The sequence below is a fragment of the Sharpea azabuensis DSM 18934 genome, assembly GCF_000702165.1.
GTDB classification, from domain to species: Bacteria; Bacillota_I; Bacilli_A; order Erysipelotrichales; family Coprobacillaceae; genus Sharpea; species Sharpea azabuensis.
Genome location: NZ_KL370867.1, coordinates 1 through 21,288 on the forward strand (window position 1 = coordinate 1; position 21,288 = coordinate 21,288).

Annotated in this window: 18 protein-coding genes and 10 tRNA genes; 7 read left to right on the plus strand and 21 right to left on the minus strand. The window is 38.5% G+C overall.

Translation table 11 applies throughout. The annotated features are described in order from the left end of the window. From T529_RS0111625 to T529_RS0111630, 3 genes are all read right to left on the minus strand, one after another. Positions 1-205: hypothetical protein (locus tag T529_RS0111625; RefSeq protein ID WP_033163777.1), on the minus strand; the 205-nt coding region annotated here is incomplete at its 3' end. Between the two features lie 86 nt (positions 206-291). Then, a complete protein-coding gene (locus T529_RS13850; RefSeq protein WP_074732758.1) occupies positions 292-507 on the minus strand; it encodes a CPBP family glutamic-type intramembrane protease in 216 nt (71 codons plus the stop codon). 640 nt (positions 508-1,147) lie between these two features. Next, positions 1,148-1,888, minus strand: coding sequence for a hypothetical protein (locus tag T529_RS0111630; protein ID WP_156032262.1), 741 nt, complete (start codon positions 1,886-1,888; stop codon positions 1,148-1,150). Positions 1,889-2,450: 562 nt separating this feature from the next. Here T529_RS0111630 and T529_RS0111635 point away from each other — a divergent pair. The 4 genes from T529_RS0111635 to T529_RS0111650 all read left to right on the plus strand — a co-directional run bounded on the left by T529_RS0111635 (position 2,451) and on the right by T529_RS0111650 (position 6,064). After that, entirely contained in the window at positions 2,451-3,062 is a 612-nt protein-coding gene (locus T529_RS0111635; protein ID WP_033163779.1) for an ECF transporter S component, read from the plus strand. After that, positions 3,055-4,245, plus strand: coding sequence for a bifunctional phosphopantothenoylcysteine decarboxylase/phosphopantothenate--cysteine ligase CoaBC (gene coaBC, locus T529_RS0111640; protein ID WP_033163780.1), 1,191 nt, complete (start codon positions 3,055-3,057; stop codon positions 4,243-4,245). The genes T529_RS0111635 and coaBC overlap by 8 nt, the downstream gene beginning before the upstream one ends. After that, the gene (locus T529_RS0111645; RefSeq protein ID WP_033163781.1) at positions 4,236-5,009 is read left to right on the plus strand and encodes a type III pantothenate kinase; all 774 of its coding nucleotides are present in this window, start codon (positions 4,236-4,238) and stop codon (positions 5,007-5,009) included. The genes coaBC and T529_RS0111645 overlap by 10 nt, the downstream gene beginning before the upstream one ends. A gap of 173 nt (positions 5,010-5,182) precedes the next feature. Then, entirely contained in the window at positions 5,183-6,064 is an 882-nt protein-coding gene (locus T529_RS0111650) for a DUF1002 domain-containing protein (protein WP_033163782.1), read from the plus strand. Between the two features lie 81 nt (positions 6,065-6,145). On the opposite strand, the gene T529_RS0111655 is transcribed toward T529_RS0111650, so the two are convergent. After that, positions 6,146-7,768: an FAD-dependent oxidoreductase gene (locus T529_RS0111655; protein WP_202962308.1), complete on the minus strand. Its 1,623-nt coding sequence runs from the start codon at positions 7,766-7,768 to the stop codon at positions 6,146-6,148. An 11-nt stretch (positions 7,769-7,779) separates the two neighbouring features. Further along, a complete protein-coding gene (gene ahpC, locus T529_RS0111660) occupies positions 7,780-8,343 on the minus strand; it encodes an alkyl hydroperoxide reductase subunit C (RefSeq protein WP_033163783.1) in 564 nt (187 codons plus the stop codon). Positions 8,344-8,588: 245 nt separating this feature from the next. Between ahpC and T529_RS0111665 the strand changes: the two genes are divergently transcribed. Further along, positions 8,589-9,467 (plus strand): AraC family transcriptional regulator, encoded by an 879-nt coding sequence (locus tag T529_RS0111665; protein ID WP_051646994.1) that lies wholly within the window; start codon positions 8,589-8,591, stop codon positions 9,465-9,467. A 54-nt stretch (positions 9,468-9,521) separates the two neighbouring features. Here T529_RS0111665 and T529_RS0111670 read toward each other — a convergent pair. From T529_RS0111670 to T529_RS0111680, 3 genes are all read right to left on the minus strand, one after another. Continuing rightward, a tRNA-Gly gene (locus T529_RS0111670) sits at positions 9,522-9,596 on the minus strand. Positions 9,597-9,639: 43 nt separating this feature from the next. After that, positions 9,640-9,714: transfer RNA gene (locus T529_RS0111675), tRNA-Gly, on the minus strand. 118 nt (positions 9,715-9,832) lie between these two features. Then, on the minus strand, positions 9,833-11,104 hold the full coding sequence (locus T529_RS0111680; RefSeq protein WP_033163784.1) for a patatin-like phospholipase family protein: 1,272 nt from the start codon (positions 11,102-11,104) through the stop codon (positions 9,833-9,835). Positions 11,105-11,233: 129 nt separating this feature from the next. Here T529_RS0111680 and T529_RS0111685 point away from each other — a divergent pair, with 129 nt between their 5' ends. Together T529_RS0111685 and T529_RS0111690 are read left to right on the plus strand one after the other, a co-directional pair. Further along, positions 11,234-11,755, plus strand: coding sequence for a cysteine hydrolase family protein (locus tag T529_RS0111685; RefSeq protein WP_033163785.1), 522 nt, complete (start codon positions 11,234-11,236; stop codon positions 11,753-11,755). Positions 11,756-11,865: 110 nt separating this feature from the next. Next, entirely contained in the window at positions 11,866-12,936 is a 1,071-nt protein-coding gene (locus T529_RS0111690) for a branched-chain amino acid aminotransferase (RefSeq protein ID WP_033163786.1), read from the plus strand. A gap of 54 nt (positions 12,937-12,990) precedes the next feature. On the opposite strand, the gene T529_RS0111695 is transcribed toward T529_RS0111690, so the two are convergent. From T529_RS0111695 to T529_RS0111755, 13 genes are all read right to left on the minus strand, one after another. Then, on the minus strand, positions 12,991-14,328 hold the full coding sequence (locus tag T529_RS0111695) for a citrate synthase (RefSeq protein WP_033163787.1): 1,338 nt from the start codon (positions 14,326-14,328) through the stop codon (positions 12,991-12,993). 154 nt (positions 14,329-14,482) lie between these two features. Then, a complete protein-coding gene (locus tag T529_RS0111700) occupies positions 14,483-15,268 on the minus strand; it encodes an HAD-IIB family hydrolase (RefSeq protein WP_033163788.1) in 786 nt (261 codons plus the stop codon). Next, positions 15,265-17,616 carry an HAD-IC family P-type ATPase gene (locus T529_RS0111705; protein WP_051646995.1) on the minus strand — a complete coding sequence of 784 codons (2,352 nt, stop codon included), beginning with the start codon at positions 17,614-17,616 and terminating at the stop codon, positions 15,265-15,267. Before T529_RS0111705 ends, T529_RS0111700 begins: the two co-directional genes overlap by 4 nt. Positions 17,617-17,746: 130 nt before the next feature. After that, positions 17,747-17,839 (minus strand) — tRNA-Ser (locus T529_RS0111710). 23 nt (positions 17,840-17,862) lie between these two features. Then, positions 17,863-17,938: transfer RNA gene (locus T529_RS0111715), tRNA-Phe, on the minus strand. 5 nt (positions 17,939-17,943) lie between these two features. Then, positions 17,944-18,021 (minus strand) — tRNA-Asp (locus T529_RS0111720). Between the two features lie 4 nt (positions 18,022-18,025). Further along, positions 18,026-18,102, minus strand: a tRNA-Met gene (locus T529_RS0111725). Positions 18,103-18,118: 16 nt separating this feature from the next. After that, positions 18,119-18,195: transfer RNA gene (locus tag T529_RS0111730), tRNA-Met, on the minus strand. 20 nt (positions 18,196-18,215) lie between these two features. Further along, positions 18,216-18,291, minus strand: a tRNA-Ala gene (locus tag T529_RS0111735). Positions 18,292-18,297: 6 nt separating this feature from the next. Next, positions 18,298-18,374, minus strand: a tRNA-Pro gene (locus T529_RS0111740). A 27-nt stretch (positions 18,375-18,401) separates the two neighbouring features. Then, positions 18,402-18,478, minus strand: a tRNA-Arg gene (locus tag T529_RS0111745). A 213-nt stretch (positions 18,479-18,691) separates the two neighbouring features. Next, the gene (locus T529_RS0111750; RefSeq protein WP_033163789.1) at positions 18,692-19,327 is read right to left on the minus strand and encodes a L,D-transpeptidase family protein; all 636 of its coding nucleotides are present in this window, start codon (positions 19,325-19,327) and stop codon (positions 18,692-18,694) included. 145 nt (positions 19,328-19,472) lie between these two features. Continuing rightward, positions 19,473-21,098 (minus strand): peptide ABC transporter substrate-binding protein, encoded by a 1,626-nt coding sequence (locus tag T529_RS0111755; RefSeq protein ID WP_033163790.1) that lies wholly within the window; start codon positions 21,096-21,098, stop codon positions 19,473-19,475. Positions 21,099-21,288 lie beyond the last annotated feature (190 nt).

Below are 21,288 nucleotides of genomic sequence, written 5' to 3' on the forward strand. Positions count from 1 at the left end.
AGTTTAATAGCTTGTAATTAGGACTGTTCTTTAAAAGAGTGTAATTCTTTTCGTATTTTAGGAACTCGCCTTCTGCAAAGTAATACTGGCGCACATTATAGATAGCTTCATTGGCAAGATTCTTTGCTATATGGCATAGTTCTTTTATAGTTTTGTAGTCTTCCTTTGAAAGATGCTTTACTTGTTGTTTTACGGTAAGATGCATACAGCTTTCTCCTTTCTAAAGACTCGGAAACAGGATTTCCTGTATGCATATTATATCATATCCCTAACCGCCATTCATCCCACGGCCTAAAGGCACGTGGGTTTTCTGTCGGGAACTTTATAAATCATATGGATGAATGTTGCACTAGATAATTCATATCGCCCATAAGCAATCTCCATGAATAAACTAATGACAAGATAAGGCGTGATTGTCATAAGATTGATTGTATGTGCTAAGGAAAACAAAATTCTTGATAGAACTAAACTGACACAGCGATTCTTGATTAATATAAAGATCATCATGCGAAAGATAGGACGTTATCGGATGTGTTTGAAAGATTTCTTCAACCATTTGTTGGTTCAAAGATTTTTGGAAAGAAATAGAGTATAAGTGTAGTAGTGAGAAATTCCCCTATTGCCCTTATTACGCCTCTCTCAGCGTCGTAGCATGATTTGATTCCGTACTCAAAGTACTGATAGTGGTGTGGCTTAAATTCCTGTGACATGAGTTTCTCCTTTTGCTGCTCAAAAAGGACAGCCTCATGCTGTCCTTTGCATATTATGTTTTTTCCTTAAGTTTTCATGCTGAACGTTCTAGATCATAGCCACGATGTCTTTGAGAACTTCAGCAACCTTCTTCTTGCACTTATAGAGCTCCTTCAGGATACAATTGATTATCTTGAACATGTCATCACTTGCCATACCCATTCCTCCTTCAGGCATAAAAGCCACCATGATGGTGGCTAAATGTACAAAATAAAAACCGACTAATCAGCCGGCTTGATAAAACAATTGACCTTGATAAAACAGAAAGGACAGCTGGAGGGGCGGTCTACTATTTCTAAGAATAGTCATCCCTCATCCATATGTATCACTGGTGATACAAAATGTGTAGACGGGACCGGTTTTTCTACGTCAGCTATCCATTTCTAACTTGATTGAATCACTTTTTGTCGATCATGTCAACAAATTTCTTGTTTCTAACGTCTATGATTTTCATCTTTCTTTTTTTCTTTAGACTTTTGATATTCTTTCTTGTAGATTTTAGTCCTTTGTAATTGAAATGGAAAATCTCATCATTATTCCCTTCCCTTTTCAGTATGGCGTCATAGAACCCGTCTCTTTTATCAGCCTTCTTAATAAACGAATACGTATCTTCATTCTCGGATACAAGTGCCATGTCGTAATCAAGCACGGTTGTGATATTGGCCAGGTCTTCATATCTAAGAGAATTATCCAGGCCGTGCACACTGATAAAATATGAGAAGTCCTTGCCATACACATAAATCTTCCTGTTTGTAAATGGGTTGATACCTATGAATGTCCTTTCAGGAAAGTACTTTGTCAGTTCAGTTCTAATAAATATTTTATCTTCTTTGCTGAATTCTGCTTTGTTCTTCTTAGCCTCATTAATGTATCGAAATGCTTCACTTATTGCTTTCTTTGCTGTTTCAGGGATTCTCACATTTTTATTGCTTTGAATTATTTTCTCTCTTTGTTCAGCAACATCATTCCACTCTACCCAGTCATTGTAGCTCATATGGTGCTGATCGTAGGAGTCAAGCCACTCGTAGTACTTCTTCTCGTCAATGTACGGAGCAGTCGAGCAGTGGCAGTTTGGATGCATAGGTGGGGTATTGACGCCAGGCATGATCTTCTTCACGCTGAACACCTTGCCTTCCATCTTCTTGTACACCTCGTACACGTCAGTGCCTCCGCTCTCTATGTTCTAGTACTCTTGGAAGCCGTTACCCTCGTACTTGCACATATAGACATTGGTTCTCTCATTGCCATCTCCACGCGAAAGAAGGTGCTCGGTCACAATATGAATGATATCACTTTCGATGTCTAAAAACGTCCTGTCAGGTAAATCAGCATCATGAGGAAATAGGAAGGAGGGACTAGTACTCAGCGCTGCTAGCCTTTTTTATGCGTAACCTTGGCATTCAGTGACATGATTTTTTTTGTCAATTATTTGGTGTATTTCATGATTTTTTATAAAAATAAGTCCTTAATATGGGCGTTTTTAGAAATTATGTTTCATTATCTGGAAATTCCTACACAAAGAAACTTAAACAGTCTTTTTCTTAAAAACACAATTCTTAACATCTTTGCTTGTGTTTGATATAATAGCTCTGTCGGTAAAAGAACATTTTTGTGGTGACCTAATTGGCACCAACAGCTTCCCTAGCCGATAATTTATAAGAAAGCGTCGCATCTGATGAGCGACAGTGGAGGAACTACAATTGAATCAATCAAAAACAAAGGAACTTGTCCTGCTTGCAATGTTTATTGCAATTGAAATCATGCTCTTTATTGTGCCATTTTTAGGATTTATTCCGATTGGGCCATTACGTGCTACAACGATGCACATTCCAGTCATCGTCGCAGCTATTGTTCTTGGTAGAAAACAAGGTGTTATTGTTGGATTTGTCTTTGGCTTACTTTCATTAGTCATTAATACAGTCCAGCCTACAGCAACATCTTTTATTTTCTCACCATTTATCTCAGGTAATATCCTATCACTCTTTGAAGCTATTCTTCCAAGAATGGCTATTGGCTATGTTGCTGGTACAATTTATCAGGCTTTGCGAAATAAGAATCAATTTATAGCCATGATTGTAAGTGCATTTCTTGGTGCTTTGACAAATACCATCCTTGTATTAGGAGGTATCTATGTCCTTTTTGGCGTCAGCTATGCAAAAGCTTTAGGTAAGAGTTTTAGCGAATTATTACCTTATTTACTTGGCATTATTGCAACAAATGGCATGCTAGAAGCAATTGTTGGGACAATCATTGCCTTAGCACTCTCTAAGGTCCTTATTAATGTATATCGAAAGGAAAAGAAGTATGCCTAAAAAAATCGTTATTGGCATAACTGGCAGTATTGCAGCCTTTAAAGCAATTCAGCTCATTTCCGATTTAACAAAAACCGATTTTGAACTCGAAGTCATTATGACAAAATCAGCCTGTCAGTTTGTCACCCCTCTCTCTATTCAATCTCTGACAAAAAAGAAAGTCTATGTTGATGTCTTTGATGATGATATCGGTCATATTACCCATATCGATATTGTCAAAGACGCTAGTCTCTTTATGGTTGTTCCTGCAAGTGCCAATACAATTGCCAAACTCGCCAATGGTATTGCTGACAATATGCTTACTGCAAGCTTTTTAGCTGCAACATGTCCAAAGCTGATAGCCCCTGCCATGAATGTCAATATGTATCAAAACAGAGCCACACAGCGCAATATCAATCAGCTCAAAAAAGATGGTGTTCTTTTCGTTGAACCAGACACGGGACTTCTAGCTTGTGGCGTTGTTGGAAAAGGCAAGCTAGCTGACTTTGCAACAATTAGGCTGATGATGGATTATGCCCTAAGTGAGCATCCCTTATCAGGAAAGAAAGTGCTTGTGTCTGCTGGTCCAACGCAAGAATCCCTTGATCCTGTTCGCTTTATTTCCAATCATTCGACAGGCAAGATGGGCTACGCCATTGCCAGGGCAGCATTTTTGCTTGGTGCACAGGTCAAGATTATCAGTGGTCCAGTTAACATCACCCTTCCTCTTGTAGAAATCGAGCATATCACAACAGCCAATGAAATGTATGATGCCCTTGTTAATCTCGCGCCTTTTTATGACTATATTATTATGTCGGCGGCTGTTGGCGATTATCGTGCTGAGCATATTGCGGAAAACAAAATCAAGAAGAGCGATGATACCCTTACGATAACATTCAATAAAAATCGTGATATTCTTCAAGCATTAGGAGAAAATAAAAAAGACAATCAGGTCATTTGCGGCTTTGCGATGGAGACTGAGAATCTATTGGAAAATGCCAAGAAAAAGCTTATCAACAAAAATGCCGATATGATTGTTGCCAATAGCCTAACTGAACAAGGAGCCGGATTTGGAACAGATACAAATATTGTGACTTTCATCACTCGTGATGGGCATGAATCATTAAAGAAGTCTAGCAAGGAAAAATTAGGCTTTAAGATACTTATGAAATTAAAAGAAATAGAGGATGAAAAATGTTATTAGTTATTGATATTGGTAATACAAATATTACGATGGGACTTTATGATGGTAACAATCTCATCAACAATTTCCGCTTAACAACAAGATTCCAGCGTACAAGTGATGAATATGGGACATTCCTGGTATCATTTATCAATGCTTCTGGTTATGAAGCAAGTGATATATCCGCTGCTATCATTTCCTCTGTCGTTCCTAAGATCAACTATTCATTTGCCAGCTCTATTATCAAATATCTAGATGTCAAGCCACTCTTTATTGGTCCTGGTGTGAAAACAGGAATTTCCATCCATATCGATCATCCTTCATCACTTGGTGCCGATCGTCTCGTTGATGCTGCTGGTGCCTTCTATACATATGGTGGTCCTTGCATCGTCATTGACTTTGGTACAGCTACAACCTTCGATGTAGTGACAAGCAAAGGAGAATTTATTGGCGGAGCAACTTCACCAGGCATCGGTATTACTGCCAACGCTTTAAGCTCCATGGCCGCTCAGCTACCTGAAATAGAAATTACGAAACCAGCTGTTGTGATTGGTAAAAACACAGTAACATCCATGCAAGCTGGTGTTGTCTTTGGCTATATTGGACAAACCGAATACATTATCAGAAAGATCAAGGAAGAATATGATAACCAGGAAATGCGCGTGATATCTACTGGTGGTCTTGGCAAAATTATTGCCAACCAGACTGATCTTATTGATATTTATGATCCTGATCTTACATTTAAAGGCTTAAAGATTATCTACGATAAAAACAAAAACAAATAGAATACCTACCCTATTCTTTTAAACGAGTTATCTTTGATAGATGGCTCGTTTTCTTTATTGAAAGTGAATAAAAGATATTGAAAACAAAAACTAATCTTTATTGTTATGGATGTATTCATTTAAATCAAGATAAGATGTGGTATACTAGGGATGTCATGAAGGAGGTAAATTTCATGAAAATGAAGAAAATGCTTTTTGCTTTACTGACATTGGCAATGGTTATGCCAGTAACCAATGTTAAAGCTGATAGCGAAGCTTATCTTGTATTAGGTAAAGATCTTAATGCAAATGAAAAAGCAACAGTTCTAAAACTACTAGGTGTTGAAAATGAGAATGACTATAACGTATCCTATGTTACACATGATGAAGAAAAGAAATATCTGAGCAGCTATATCTCTGCTTCACAGATCGGTTCTCGCGCCCTTTCAAGCGTCCTTCTTGAACAGATGGATACAAATGCAGGAATCACTGTTGAAACAAAGAACATCACTTATGTCACTGAGAAAATGTATCAGAACGCATTAATAACTGCAGGTGTGAAAGACGTTAAGCTAACAGTAGCTGGTCCTTTTAAAATTTCAGGTACTGCCGCTCTTGTCGCTGCGACAAAGTCTTATGAAATCATGACTGGTAAAACTCTCAATAACAACGCTGTTGATACAGCCAACAACGAATTAAGTGTAACTTCTGATGTTGCGAAAGAAACTGGATCAAAAGATGATGCAGCTGACTTAGTAGCAGCATTAAAGCAGAATGTTGCATCCATGGGTGATGACTATACTCGTGAAAAAGGCAAGGAAGCTTTAAAAGAAATTGAAAATAAGCAGAATATCCAATTAAATGAAGATACAGAAAATAAGATTCTTGATTTAATGGATAAAATCAAAGGGATTAACCTTGATGAAGATGCCTTAAAGACACAAGCCAAGAACATCTATGAAAGTATTAAAGGCTATGCTGATATTATCAATAAAAACAAAGGCATCCTTACAACAATAGCATCAAAAGTAAAGGAATTCCTTTCAACAATCATTAATTTCTTTACTGGCAAATAGGATTTAGCTCCAAGCTAAATCCTTTTTTCATGCATAAAAAGGACCACATATGTGGTCCTCAATTAATGGAAAAAGATGACTTTAGTTCATAATGAGAGATGTGAGTTGTTCAACATTCTTTTTACCAAATTCTGGTTGTTGGTCATTGATGATAAAGCATGGAACACTCATCACATGATATTTGTCTTTAAGTTCAGTAAAGTGGTTGAGGTCATAGACATCGACATGAATATGCTTATTAAGGGATGCAAGTCTACCTGCCGCAACAACTAGGTCAGGACACATTGTGCAGCTTAAAGATACCATGATGGTCATATGGACATCTTTGTTGATGGATTCAATTGTGGATTTTAAGGATGGATCAATGGGCTGTCCACTTGAAGCCATATTATATAGAGTCAAGACAAAGGATGTAAACTCATGTCCACCTGGTGCGCCATGAAAAGTAAATCCTGCTTCTTCCCCATTAGCTTTTCGTATTTGTACATAAGGGCGTTCTTTGACTTGTCCATGTCCTTCTCTGATAATGAGTTTATCTGTTAGAGAAGACAATGCTTGCATATAAGCCTGGAGTTCTTGCGAGACTTCTCTTTCATCTAGATACATTTCAAGAGTAAGCGTTTCTGTCATCTTCTCAAAGACGGCATTGAGCTGTTGTTTCATGGCTTCGTCTAGAAGTTCATTATTTGAAGCTTTTGGCTGAGGTTTTTCTTGATGGACGCTTGCACGTTTAACAGGCATGGTAGTAGAAAGACCTGTGATTTCTCGTTGTTTAGAAAGATATTTTTCCATTTCTGTTGCAGCAATTGCCCCATCACCTGTCGCTGTAACGACTTGTCTAAGTGGTTTGATACAAACATCACCGGCTGCATAAAGACCAGGCATTGTTGTTTGCTTGCTTTCATCGGTAATGACATAGCCCTGTGGATTAAGTTGAGCAATACATTTTACAAGATCTGTTGATGGGACATATCCAGCAAAGACAAAGATGCCAAAAGTATCCCCGTCACTTGCCTCATAGTTAAAGATTTCACCTGTTTTATTATTCTTATAGGTAAGTGTCCGTAACACAGAATCCCCCTTGGCAGATACGACTTCCGTATTTGTAAGAATAGTAATATGCTTATTCTCTCTTGCCTTGTCAGCTACTTCTTTTGCACAAGTAAAATCATCTTCACGTACAAGCATTGTGACATGGCTAGCGTAGCGAGTGAGGAAGACAGCTTCTTCAGCTGCCGCGAATCCTCCACCTACGACAAAGACTTCCTTGCCTGTATAGAATTCACCATCACATGTTGCACAATACGCAACACCATGGCCTTTGAATTCTTCTTCGCCCTCAAAGCCAAGCTGACGAGGATGTGCACCTGTGGCAAGAAGAATACCAAGTGCTCGCAAATCACCACGTGATGTTTTAACGACCTTCACTTCATTTGAGAAGTCAAGCTCTGTCACATCAGCTAACATGAATTCTGCGCCAAAGCTTTCTGCCTGTTTGCGCATCTTCTCTGTCAGTTCTTCCCCACTTTGGGGTGTCGCACCTGGATAGTTGACGACTTCGGCAGTGATGGTGATCTGTCCACCAAACTTTTCCTTTTCAACAACGAGCACACGATAACAAGCTCTTGCAAGATACATGGCTGCTGTTAAGCCAGCTGGACCTCCACCTATAACAATGGCATCATATAAATCTTTATCAATCATAGCGTCACCTATTAAAGTGCACCAACTAAATCAAGAGTAGGCTTTAATGTCTTTTCACCTGGTTTCCATTTAGCTGGACATACTTCATCACCATGTTCATGAACAAACTGACAAGCCTCAACCTTTCTCAATAATTCATCCGCATTTCTGCCAACATTTCCACTATTCACTTCATAAGCAACAATCTTTCCTTCAGGATTAATGATGAACGTTCCTCGTTCAGCCTGTCCTGCTTCTTCAATTAAGACTTCAAAGTCACGAGCTAATGTATGTGTAGGATCAGCAAGCATTGGATATTCTAATTTTGAGATTCTCTCAGAATGGTCATGCCATGCCTTATGAACGAAATGTGTATCGCAAGAAACTGAATAGATTTCACAATTAATTGCTTTGAACTTTTCATAGTTATTTTGTAAATCTTCTAATTCTGTTGGACATACAAATGTAAAGTCAGCTGGATAGAAGAAGAAAACACTCCATTTTCCTAATAAATCTTCCTTGTTAACTGTGTGAAATGCGTTATCCTGGAACGCCTGTACGCTAAATGCGCTTACTTCTTTGTTGATTAATGACATATAAATATTCCTCCTATAATTAAATAATTCATATGAATAGAAACTGTTAAGTGATTGAAAGGTAAGGTCGTCAGCTTCTATTCATCATTTGATAAGTAAACTATTTCTCGTTTACTGTATTTGTAGTATATCGTTTTATTTTATTTTTTTATTGGATAATATCTTATAATTTTTGTATTATTTCTTTATTTTAGATTAATTGTACGTTATACTATAAAATATCTAATAAGCTTAAGGAGAATACTATGCCCACACATTCAATTAAAGATGCCAATCCACATATAAATGATTTCCATCATTTACCAATTGCCCTAGAACATGATATTGTCTATGCAAAAAGTCATCATGAACAGCTCTTACACTGGCATGATGAAGTAGAAATCATTCGTGTAAATAAAGGACATATCCATTGTCATGTCAATGAATCAGATTTTCTTCTTTCACCTGGCGAGCTTTGTTTTATCAATGTTGATCAGATGCATAAAATCTACAATACTAGCAATGAGGATAGTGATATCGATGTCATTTCCATCAAAGCAGAAATGCTGGCAAAAAATGAAGAGGTCTATGAAAAATTTATCAAACCCATCATCCACAACAAAGAATTCTCCCATGTGGAAATGGCAGGGAAGAATTCCTATGCCTTATTGATTTCTAGTATGATCAACGAGATCTATGCCATGATTGAAGAAAAGCCCTATGCCTATGAACTCGATATTATTGGCTATGTCTATATGATCTTTAGAAGGCTCTACCTGGTCTATATTACCAAGAAAGAAGAAGCTCCCTATAGCACCGATACCTCTTTACAGCGGCGCATGTCTACCTATATCTACGAACATTATGGGGAAAAGATCACTTTGGATGATATTGCCAATGCGGCCAATGTCAGCCGCTCAAAGTGTGCTTCGCTTTTCAAAAAGTATACACAATCTACACCAATTGCCTTTTTAAACAGCTATCGCCTTGAAATGGCAAGCCGCATGCTAGCACGAGGTGAAGAGAGCCTAGCTGATATTGCTGTTATTTGCGGCTTTGGCGAACAGAGCTATTTTAGCCGTCTCTTCACAAAAGAATATGGCTGTACACCTCTTACTTACCGTAAAGAAAAACAACTCATCTAAAGAGTTGTTTTTTCATCAATAAAAAAACCTGGGATAACCCAGGTCAATCTCAAATGGAGCCACATGCCGGAATCGAACCGGCATCTTCTGCATGGCAAGCAGATGTAATAGCCGTTATACGAATGCGGCGCTATATTTAAGATGCAAACTAACAAAGTACAAGCATAATAAATGGAGCCACATGCCGGAATCGAACCGGCATCTTCTGCATGGCAAGCAGATGTAATAGCCGTTATACGAATGCGGCGTTTCCTTAGTGCTTCCTTATAATACCATACCCATAAAATATGTCAACAAGAATGTGAAAAAAAGGTTAACTTTTTGCATCAAAGCAATTGATCCATCCGCTCTGGGATGGATCAATTTTATGTATTCATGATTTTGTCATAATCATAGAGAAGCATTGCTACTAATAATTCTTTAGGAAAGACATTCACAAAATTCAACATGTCAATCGTCTCATTTTCGGGATAGAGAAACATATGATACATGCTTCCAACAAGCCTTTCTTTATTCATATCTTTAATGAATGTTTTAACATCGTCCTTGAATGTTCCACTCATATAATCCTGATTACGATAGCTTGCGAAATGGTCAAGTGCCTCCTGCAGGAATGTTTGAAAGTTATAAACAACTTCTTCATCCGCCTCAATAAGATCACCTAAATAATCCATCGTTAGATAGGTATAGTCTTTTAGTGCAAGCGGAACATGATTATGGCTTGTTAGAAGAACATCAGTTAATGGTGCATCATCATTATTGAAAAGGGTTCTTTTCGAGCTTTCAACAAGAAGAATATGGCGGTAGAAAGTCTCATAGAGCTCGCTTTGATAAGGCTGAAAGCTATACTTCTTGCCCTCCAGCACCCCGATTGTCTTAAGTCCAGTCAGATAGCCCAAGCGCTTATTTCGTGCGATAGTTTCAGGGGCAAAATTCATGAAGGTGCCTAAATCCGAGTATGGTCTAGAGTAAATAATATGCGGGCGATTCAGATAGCAGGCATGAATAATATCTTTGTCAGGACCATGTAAGTCAACAGCAATAATTTCATCAGCCCCCATTCTGATTGCTAAATCTATTGGCAGATTATCATAATAGCCACCATCAAGATACTTCTCACCATCTATTTCAATCATCGGGAATGCTGGAAAACATGCGGCAGAAGCTAAAAGATATTTGTAAATATTCTCATAAGGCATTTCATTTTTGGTCATATAGACCGGCTTTAAGCTAGGATACTTAACAGTGCATAAGCCAAAATCGATATTTGAATCTAGAAGCGCCTTTTCATCAAGAAGTTCCCTAACAATCTCATAAAAAGGACGTACATCCGCTCCCCTGTTTTCAAGATAGCCTTTAAAAAAGTTAACAGCAATCGCTTTTTGTGTCATGAAATCTTCGCTCATGCCTTTTATATCAGGCATACTCGCAAAGACATGATCAAAATCCAAATGATCCCATAAATCTTCCATTTCTTCAATCGTATTTTTTTGTACGATCATACAGGCATTGAGAGCACCAATTGATGTTCCTGTTACAATGTCAAAATGAATTCCATGTTCATAAAGAGCTTTAATAAAGCCAAGTTCATAAGAGCCTTTTGAACCTCCACCAGCTAATACAAGTGCACGTTTCATCCATCTCACCTCACCTCTATTTTATCATAGATTATCTAAATTCAAAAAGCCGTCTTAGAAAAAGAATATATTTTAGTGTCTTGACACATGTAATGTAAGAATAGAAAATAGTTTCGGGGGTGTAGAAAAATGAAGAAATGTTTAATCGTCGTTGATTATCAAAATGACTTTGTCATCGGCACTCTTGCTAGCAAGAATGCCCAAGCTATCGAAAAGAATATTGTTGAACTTATTGAGGAATATAAGAGTAGTGGTGAGGATATCATCTTTACTTTAGATACCCATGAGCAGAATTATATGGATACACAGGAAGGACACAATTTACCTGTTACACATTGTATCAAAGGCACCTCAGGTCATGAGCTATATGGCCAGGTTCAGTCATTAAGCAAAGGTTACAAAAAAATTGAAAAGCCGGCTTTTCCTTCTCTTGAGCTTGGCAATTATTTGAAGAACAAAGACTATGATGAAATAAACCTTGTTGGCGTTGTGAGCCATATTTGTGTTATTTCAAATGCCATTATTGCCAAGGCTGCTCTACCCGAAGCAACAATCAATATCATTAAAGCTGCCGTAGCGAGCGAAGACTTAGAAACACAAGAAGCATGTTTTCAGGTTTGTGAAAACGGTTTGCAAATCCATATTCTATAATATTTGTTTATTTCCTAACTATTAATTTTTTATTTATCTTTATGACAATTTTATATTGATTATAGAACGTAGTAGCGTTACAATAGGAACCACTTAAGGGGGATAAAGATATGTTAGATATCAGAGTTGAAGAAACCGCAAAATTAAAAGAAAAGCCTGATCAGAGCGCATTAGGTTTTGGTAAATATTATACCGACTATATGTTTGAAATTGATTGGGATAAGGATCAGGGAGGATGGCATGATGCAAGGATTATTCCATATGCTCCATTACAGATTGATCCAGCAACAATGGTATTGCACTATGCACAGGAGACTTTCGAAGGTTTAAAAGCCTATCGTAATCCAGAAGGCAAAGTACAGCTCTTTAGACCAGAAATGAATGCAAAACGTATGCAGAATTCAAATAAGCGTCTATGCATGCCTTATCTTGAGGTTGAAGATTTCGTACAGGCAGTTAGTGCTCTTGTTGAACATGAGAAGGACTGGATTCCAACTGCTCCAGAAACATCATTATATATTCGACCATTCATGTTTGCATCTGAGCCAGGTGTTGGTGTCCATCCAGCCGTAAGTTATAAATTCTTAATTATCTTAACACCAGTAGGAAACTATTATCCTGAAGGTGTTGCACCAGTCAAAATCTGGATCGAAGATGAATATGTACGTGCCGTTAAGGGTGGTACAGGCTTCACAAAATGTGGTGGTAACTACGCTGGAAGCTTAAAAGCCCAGGAAAAAGCTGAAGCTCATGGCTATACACAGGTATTATGGCTTGATGGTAATGAAAAGAAGTATGTTGAGGAAGTTGGTTCAATGAATATCATGTTCTTGATTGATGATACAGTTGTCACTGCGCCAACTGAAGGTACTGTTCTTCCAGGCGTTACAAGAGATTCCATGTTAACAATTCTCCGCGACTGGGGCTACAAGGTTGAAGAAAGAAAGCTTCCTGTTGAAGAGCTTATGGCTGCTGGACGCGAAGGCCGTTTAAAAGAAGCTTGGGGCACTGGTACAGCTGCTGTTATCTCCCCTGTTGGCGAGCTCTACTTCAAAGGTGAAGAAGTTGTTCTTAATGACTTCAAGACTGGTCCATTAACACAAAAATTATATGATACATTAACTGGTATCCAATGGGGTAAATTACCTGACCCACATAACTGGATCAAAGTTATCGACTAATAGGAGGTGCTAAGCACCTCTTTTCTTTTTGACATAAAACCAAAAAGACGACCGTTATTCACGGTCATCTAAAGGAATATATGGACGAATTGTACCAACATACTTAGTTGCTGGACGAACAATACGATTACTATAAAGCTGATCTTCAATAATATGAGCAACCCAGCCAACAGTTCTTCCAATGACAAACAATAATGTATAGAGGTCTTCTGGAATGCCAAGTATATCGTAAATAAGACCAGTATAGAAGTCAACATTGGCACAGACATTAATGCCTTTGCGTTCGTGAATCTCTGCTATGGCTTCCTTTGCAAAGCGTTTATAGAAGAGGAATTCCGCATGACGTCCCTTCTCGATAGCTAGCTCTCCACACTTCTTCTCTAAGATTTCAGCACGAGGATCACTTAATGTATAGACGGCATGACCAATGCCATAAACAAGCCCGCTATTATCATTAAAGTCTTTATCCATAATGCGCTTAATGAGTTTTCTGATGGTCTGGTCATCTGCTTCAATACCAATTTCATCAATAGCAGCAAGCATTTGCTTTCTAACAGCCAAATTGGCACCACCATGACGTGGTCCTTTAAGAGAGCCAATTGCCCCAGAAATAGCCGAATAGAGGTCCGTTCCTGTTGATGAAATGACAACCGATGTAAATGTTGAGTTATTACCACCACCATGATCAGCGTGCAGCAATAAGCAGCGATCAAGCACTTCTGCCTCCTGCTTAGTATATTTACCATCAGGTCTCAATAAATAAAGTATCTGTTCTGCAATGCTAAGCTTTGGATCAATATGATGAATAACTAATGATGCCTTGTCAAAATTATGAATCTTAGTCGCATATGTATAGCAGACAATGACAGGAATCTTTGCAATCAAATTAATACCCTTTTCAATTAAATCCCAAGTATCTCTGCTATCAGGATCATATTTGTCATATCGATACATCATCAAGACTTCCTGCTGGAGTTTATTCATTAAATTCTTTGATGGGAAATTTAGTATCGAATGCTCAAGATAGCGATCAGGCAATTCATAACGATGGGCAATAATATTTTTAAAAATCTCTAGCTCCTGGCGATTAGGCAAGTGCCCAAAAAGGATCAAGAAACATACTTCTTCAAACATATAGCGTCTGCCCTCAGATTTTGAGACAATATCTGATACTAATATACCGCGATAATACAGCTTGCCATAATCATCTATCTTCTTGCCATCTTCTTTACGATACCCTACAACATCCGATATTCTTGTCAACCCGACAAGAACACCAGTACCGTCTTCATTACGTAAGCCTTTTTTTACCGAATACTCTTTATAAAGCTCATTCTTAATGGATTCGTCTTCTAAAGACTTTTTCAGACTTTTCTTGACAAACTCACTCATTAATAGCACCCCTCTCATATATAGTCATCATCTTACCACACCATTACATAATTGTATACAATTTATTCTATTCTTTTTCTATTTTTTATCTTTTCACAAAGTTCTACCACATTCTTTTGTTTTATACACAAATAAAAAGGAGCATCAGCTCCTTCTAATCAATAAACCCTAATTTCTTACAAGCCTTATAAATACCATCATTTTCAGCATAATCCGAGACATAATCAGCCTTACTTCTCAGCAGATCATTTCCCGTCGCATGACTCTTTAAAGCCACCTTACACCATTCATCACGAAACATCACCATATCATTTTCTGCATCTCCAAAGACAAATACATCTTCATCCTTGCCACCAACAAGTTTTAGCATATCTTTAATGCCTTGATCTTTCTTATCATGCTGATAAGTGAGATAGCCATCGCCAAAGCGCACATGTCCTAAAGTATCCTTGAGGGTAAGTTTATCCTCATCTTCTAAATTGATTGCAAGATATATCTTGTAGATGTCTTTTATTGTGGCATAAGATTTGTTTGGGTCATAGTAATAGCGAGTTGGCTCCTGTCTCAAGCCAACCTGTCTTATAAAGCGCTCATCATTCATAAAGACATCAATAGAATCATCAAGGGCTACTAGCGTCCCTAGATTTAGCCGATTTGCTTCATCTAAAAGAGCCAATGCCTTCTTTCTATCAAGAGGTTCATTCTTGACAAGCTTATCATTTAATACAATGCCTGCTCCGCCATTACAGACAATATTATGGATATGTGCCCGACTAGCTACATCCTTTGTCTTGTAATATGCTCTTCCTGATGCAATTGCGACAAAATGTCCCGCCTTTTGTAAATGCTCAATTGTTTTTAAAGCACTTAAAACAAGTTCTCTTGTTTCTAGATTTGTCAATGTGCCATCTATATCAAAGAAAAAATACTTCCTCTTCATCTTCTTAATACCCCTCTTATTTTCATGCGTATATTATGCATCTTAAATGGCCAACTATCAACAGCCGTTGTATAAACATGGACATAGAGAATACTTAATATAATCATACACACAAACCAGAAGAGATGAATCTTCGTATAAGGAAGAATATCAACAAGATTTGGGAACCTATAGATAATGCCATTTGATAATGTGAATGTACAAATCAAGACAATGACATTAATAATGGTAAATGGCTTAGAGACTTTATAAACAACGATATACGCAATAAAGTTTGTTACCAAGAAGCAATAAGTGACATAGTCAATATTATCCAGTTTAAAGAAGGATTTAAGCAGAAGCATGAACATGACATGCGTTACAACTGCTAATGCACATGGAAAGGCAATATGCATAACATGTTTTAAGAAGCCTTCGCTCACGACATTAGGATTCTTCTGCAAGGTAATAAAGAATGATGGGATGCCAATCGCAAATGCCGAAATAAGTGAAAGCTGGAAAGGTGTAAATGGATAAACAAGGCCAATCGCCCCAAAAATCAAAGAAAGCATAGTGGAATAGATTGTTTTTGTAAGGTAAAGCGAACTGACTTTTTCAATATTAGCAATAATTGTACGGCCTTCTTCAACAATCTCTTTCATGCTTGAGAAATTTGAATCAATCAAGACAATATGCGCTGCCTGTTTAGCGGCATCTGCACCGTTGGCCATGGCAATACCACAATCCGCATCCTTTATGGCAAGGACATCATTGACACCATCACCAACCATGCCAACAATATGTTTTTGTTTCTGTAATGTTTTGACAATTAATTGTTTCTGTTCTGGCTTGACACGGCCAAAGACATGACAATCACCAATAACTTTAGCCATTTCATCAATGTCATCAGGTAAAGTAGAAGCATCAATATAATGATCAGCATCTTGAACACCTGCTAATGTACATACACGCGCAACAGTAACCGGATTATCACCTGACAGCACACGAATTGAAACCTTCGCATCCTCAAAAAACTTAAAGGTATCCATAGCATCCTCTTTAATGATATCCGAAATAACAATCATCGCGGCTTTTTGGACATTGCTGATTGTTTCATGATCATCATTGATATCACATTTCGCCAAAAGCAATACACGCATACCTTCCTGGGCATATTCTTCAACCTGGCTCATCAATTCCTCATCATCTTTCGCAAGATAATCCGGTGCCCCCAAAGCAAAAGAGCCTAATTCTTTAAAAGTAATAACACGGTATTTACGATCGCTTGAAAAGGGAATTTCATCAATCTTATGATAATCTTCATTTTGTGCAAAATAAGCCTTTAAAGCCCGCTGAGTAGCGTTTTCATCATCAGAAGCATAAACATATGTGCCAAGCAGTTTTTTAAGCATATTAGGAGTATACGAGCCTAGAGGAATAAGATATCTTACTTCAAGCTGACCTGTCGTAATTGTCCCTGTTTTATCTAGACAAAGCTCATCCACTCTGGCAAGTGCTTCAATTGCTTCCATTTGCTGGACTAAAGCTTTCTTGCGGGCAAGGCGTCCAACCCCAATGACGAAAGACAAAGAAGTTAATAATACAAGTCCTTCAGGAATCATTCCAACAACGCCACCGACCGTCTTAACGATTGCTGCTGACCACGTCGGATTGGCAGCATATTGCGCTTTAAAAAGCAAAAAGCCAACCGGAATAATAATAATGGATAAGATAAAGATAATGCGTTCAATCGTATCACGCATAATGCTTGAGGCAAGATTCTTATCCTTTGCTTGAGTTACAATTGTCGAAGAATAGTTATCATTGCCCACGCGAATAACCTGAGCTACCCCCGTACCAGCTGATACGAATGTTCCTGCTAAAAGTTCATCGCCCTCATTTTTTCGAACCGGTTTCGTTTCTCCTGTCAGCAATGATTCATTAAGCTCCAAGCCATGGCTTTCAATAACCTTACAATCAGTAGAAATCTGGTCCCCTACTTCAATATATAAAATGTCATCCATGACAATTTCATTGGTATTAATGGTCTGCTTTTTTCCATCCCTAAAAGCAACTGCATGCTTTGCAGTTACAATGGATAACTTATCAATCGTTTCCTTGACTTTTAACTCTTGTACAATACCAATCACCGTATTGACAATAACAACCATTAAGAATGTCATGTTCTTAATCTGTCCTGTAGAAAGCACGAATAGACCTAAAACAATATTGACAAAGTTAAAATAAGTAAGTGTATGTTCACGAATGATTTCTTTCTTTGTTTTTGAGATATCATCAGAAGTAATATTGATCTGATGCTTCTTCACGCGTTCATCAACTTGTGCCTGTGTTAATCCATCATATCGCATTTGCTTCTCCCCCTTAGTATCTACTAATATTATTATATCATTGCGAACACATTATGAATAAAAAAGAAAACGATTTATAAAAAGAAGCACAAAAAAACACCACTCAAATGAGTGATGTCAGTCTTTTAGATGGCGCGGCTCGAGGGATTCGAACCCCCGCACACCTTGCGATGCCTTCCGGTTTTCAAGACCGGTCCCTTCAGCCAGACTTGGGTAGAGCCGCATACCTATTCGACTTTCTTGAAATGGTGGTCTCTGCCGGAATCGAACCAGCGACACGGGGATTTTCAATCCCCTGCTCTACCGACTGAGCTAAGAGACCACAACTGGCGGTCTGGACGGGGCTCGAACCCGCGACCTCCGCCGTGACAGGGCGGCATTCTAAACCAGCTGAACTACCAGACCAAATTGGTTGCGGGAGAAGGATTTGAACCAACGACCTTCGGGTTATGAGCCCGACGAGCTACCAGACTGCTCCATCCCGCGATATGAAATTCTTAATTGGTAGCGGGAGGGGGATTCGAACCCTCGACACTCCGGGTATGAACCGAATGCTCTAGCCAACTGAGCTATCCCGCCATATTCGATTACAAATGAAATGGTGGAGCTTAGCGGGATCGAACCGCTGACCTCCTGCGTGCAAAGCAGGCGCTCTCCCAGCTGAGCTAAAGCCCCATCAAATGGTCGGGAAGACAGGATTTGAACCTGCGACCCCCTGGTCCCAAACCAGGTGCACTACCAAGCTGTGCTACTTCCCGATTTGAATCGAATAATCTTTTAAGAAATGGCGCGCCAGACAGGAATCGAACCCGTAACCTCTTGTTCCGTAGACAAGCACTCTATCCAGTTGAGCTACTGGCGCATCTCTTTTTTAAAGCCTCGCTTATAATAACAACTATCGGATTGATTGTCAAGAACTTTTTTATTTTTCTTAACCTCACTTAGATTTGAATCACTTGTGCAATCCGTAGGAGTTATTGCTCATCTATACTAACATAGGATTTTATATTTGAAAAGAGTTATTTGCAGTTTTTTTAAGTTTTTTTAGATATTAAGAAAAAAGAGCTTTTCGCTCTCAATAATTTGCTATATCTTCTATTCTTGGCACAATCAAGATATAAGCAGGTTCTTTTACTTCTAGCATCAGTTCCTGCATCGTTGTACTTGGTACGCTTACGCAGCCAGCAGTATTGCCCTTGCCATTGCAGTGCAAGAAAATAGCCGAGCCCTTACCATACTCTACTGGATCATAGTTATAACCAATATTCATGCCAAATTCATACTGAAAATGGGCAACCATATGTTCCTTATCATCAGCTGGATGTTCGCCTTCATAATATCTGTTTGCATAACTACCCCACGCCTCTGTATTATCGCCCCAATAAGAATGTTCATTGAGTTTATGATAAGGCATGTTCGTCCCAATATTTTCACCAAAGCCAAAAGCTTCAGTCAATCGGTATGCGCCAATAGGTGTTGTCTTGTCACCTGACACTTTATGATCACTTAAGCCATTTTCTCCACAGCGTGCATCTAGGGTTTCAAGCACTTTATGAAATACACCATCTTCTTTACGCCATAGGCTTGCATGATAATAAGCGATATCATCACAACGATCATATGGGCCATAGACAAGTACAATATGCTTTGTATGCTGGCTTAATGTCGTATCCAACAATAAATCAGCTATTCTTTTATCTATATTTTTCATATTATCCCTCACTTGCAAGCATTGTACCTTATTTTTCATTTCATGAAAAGAGTTAATCTTATTCACGTACAATATTCAATATCTTTCAAAGAAATCTTTCTATAACAGCAAAAGACTGCAGCCATGCAAACCGCAGTCTCTTTCATTATTTTATTTTGATATATGTATATGTATACGGTGAGCCAACAGCCATTTTATAAACCAAGCCAGGTTTATTTGTACGCTGAAGGGTTGCCGCTCCACGCTGGAATAATGGAATGAATGCATAATCTTCCATCATGATTTTTTCTGCCTTGAGAAGCTCATCCCAACGCTTGCTTGCATCCGTTTCTACCTGCGCTTGATGCATGACTTCATCAAAAGCAGCATTATTCCATTTACCACGGTTGTTAGAGTTATCTGACAAGCCTAGATTGAGATAAGTTGTTGGATCAGCATAGTCTGGTCCCCAGTGCTGCAATGCGATATCATATTGACCCGCATCCTGAGAAGCTATACGCCCTTGACGTGTTGTCGCACGATTCGTAACTTTTAGTCCCTTAAGCTTGCTTAAAGCCCCCTGTAAGTATTCAGCCACTGTATCTTCTGGCGATTCATCAGAACCATACAAGATTTCAATATCTATTGATGACTTGTTTAACTCTTTAAGTCCTTCATCAAGATACTGTTGCGCCTTGGTGAGATCATAATGTGTATAATCACCACTATCATCACGGAAATCCTTTCCCGTCTTTGGATTATAAGCCAAAGTCTTGCCAACCATGCCACCAACTTTGCTTGAACCATCTTTTAAAACATTCTTTGTGAAATCATCACGGTTGATTGCATAGGAAATTGCAGCACGAACATTCTTGTTTGCCAATGCTGCCTTTCGATGATTGACATTAATATAGAATACATAGCCCATCTGGAATTGTTTATATTCCTTGTCTTTCTTGTATTTATCAACTAACGATGAATTGATTGCTGCATAATCAAGTGAACCATTTTTAAAATTCAAAGCTGCTGTTGATGGGTTTTGTTTCAAGAAAAGGTTTAACTTTTCTAACTCGACATCCTTTGCATTGAAGAAGTTTGCATTTTTCTTAAATTCCATCTTATTGCTTTTTGTCCACTTTGTCGCAATAAACGCCCCACAGCTTAACATACTATTCACATTAGTTGCATACTGCTTGCCCATCTTTTCAACATATGCCTGATTTTGTGGATAGAAGCAAGAGAATGTCATAATATCCAAGAAGTAGGCAATTGGTCTTTCAAGCGTTACAACAACAGTCTTGTCATCAGGCGCCTTAATACCTAGCGAATCAAGTTGCTCCTGTGAAGCATTGACGCCCGCCTTAGCAATCGCATCGGCATTTTTGATTGATGCACCATCGCTTGTAAACATATAGGCATATTCGCTCGCATTCTTTAAAGCACGCTGCCATGAATAGACAAAGTCCTGAGCCTCTAAAGGATATGTCTTACCGCTTAAATCTGTCCATTTCAAATTATCTCTAAGCTTGAATGTATAAACCGTATGATCATCATTTAAGCTATAGCTTTTGGCGAGCATTGGTACTGTCTTCCCTTTCGCATCAACACCCATCAAACCTTCTGTTGTTGCATGAAGCGCACTCATGCTGGCTGGATCCGTCGCAAAGGCTGAGTCCATTGTAACGATGTCCGTCTCTAAGCCAAAGTTGTAGACCTTCTGGGCATCGCTTTTACTGCCACATGCCGATAAAAGCATACCCATTGTCACAAAAAGTGCCAAGAATTTCCTCATAATCATTTTCCTCCTATACTTATAGAAGTATTATCACACAAAGAGACAAAATACGTCAATTCATATAAGAAGAGAAACAAAAAAACACCACTCAGATGAGTGATGTCAGTCTTTTAGATGGCGCGGCTCGAGGGATTCGAACCCCCGCACACCTTGCGATGCCTTCCGGTTTTCAAGACCGGTCCCTTCA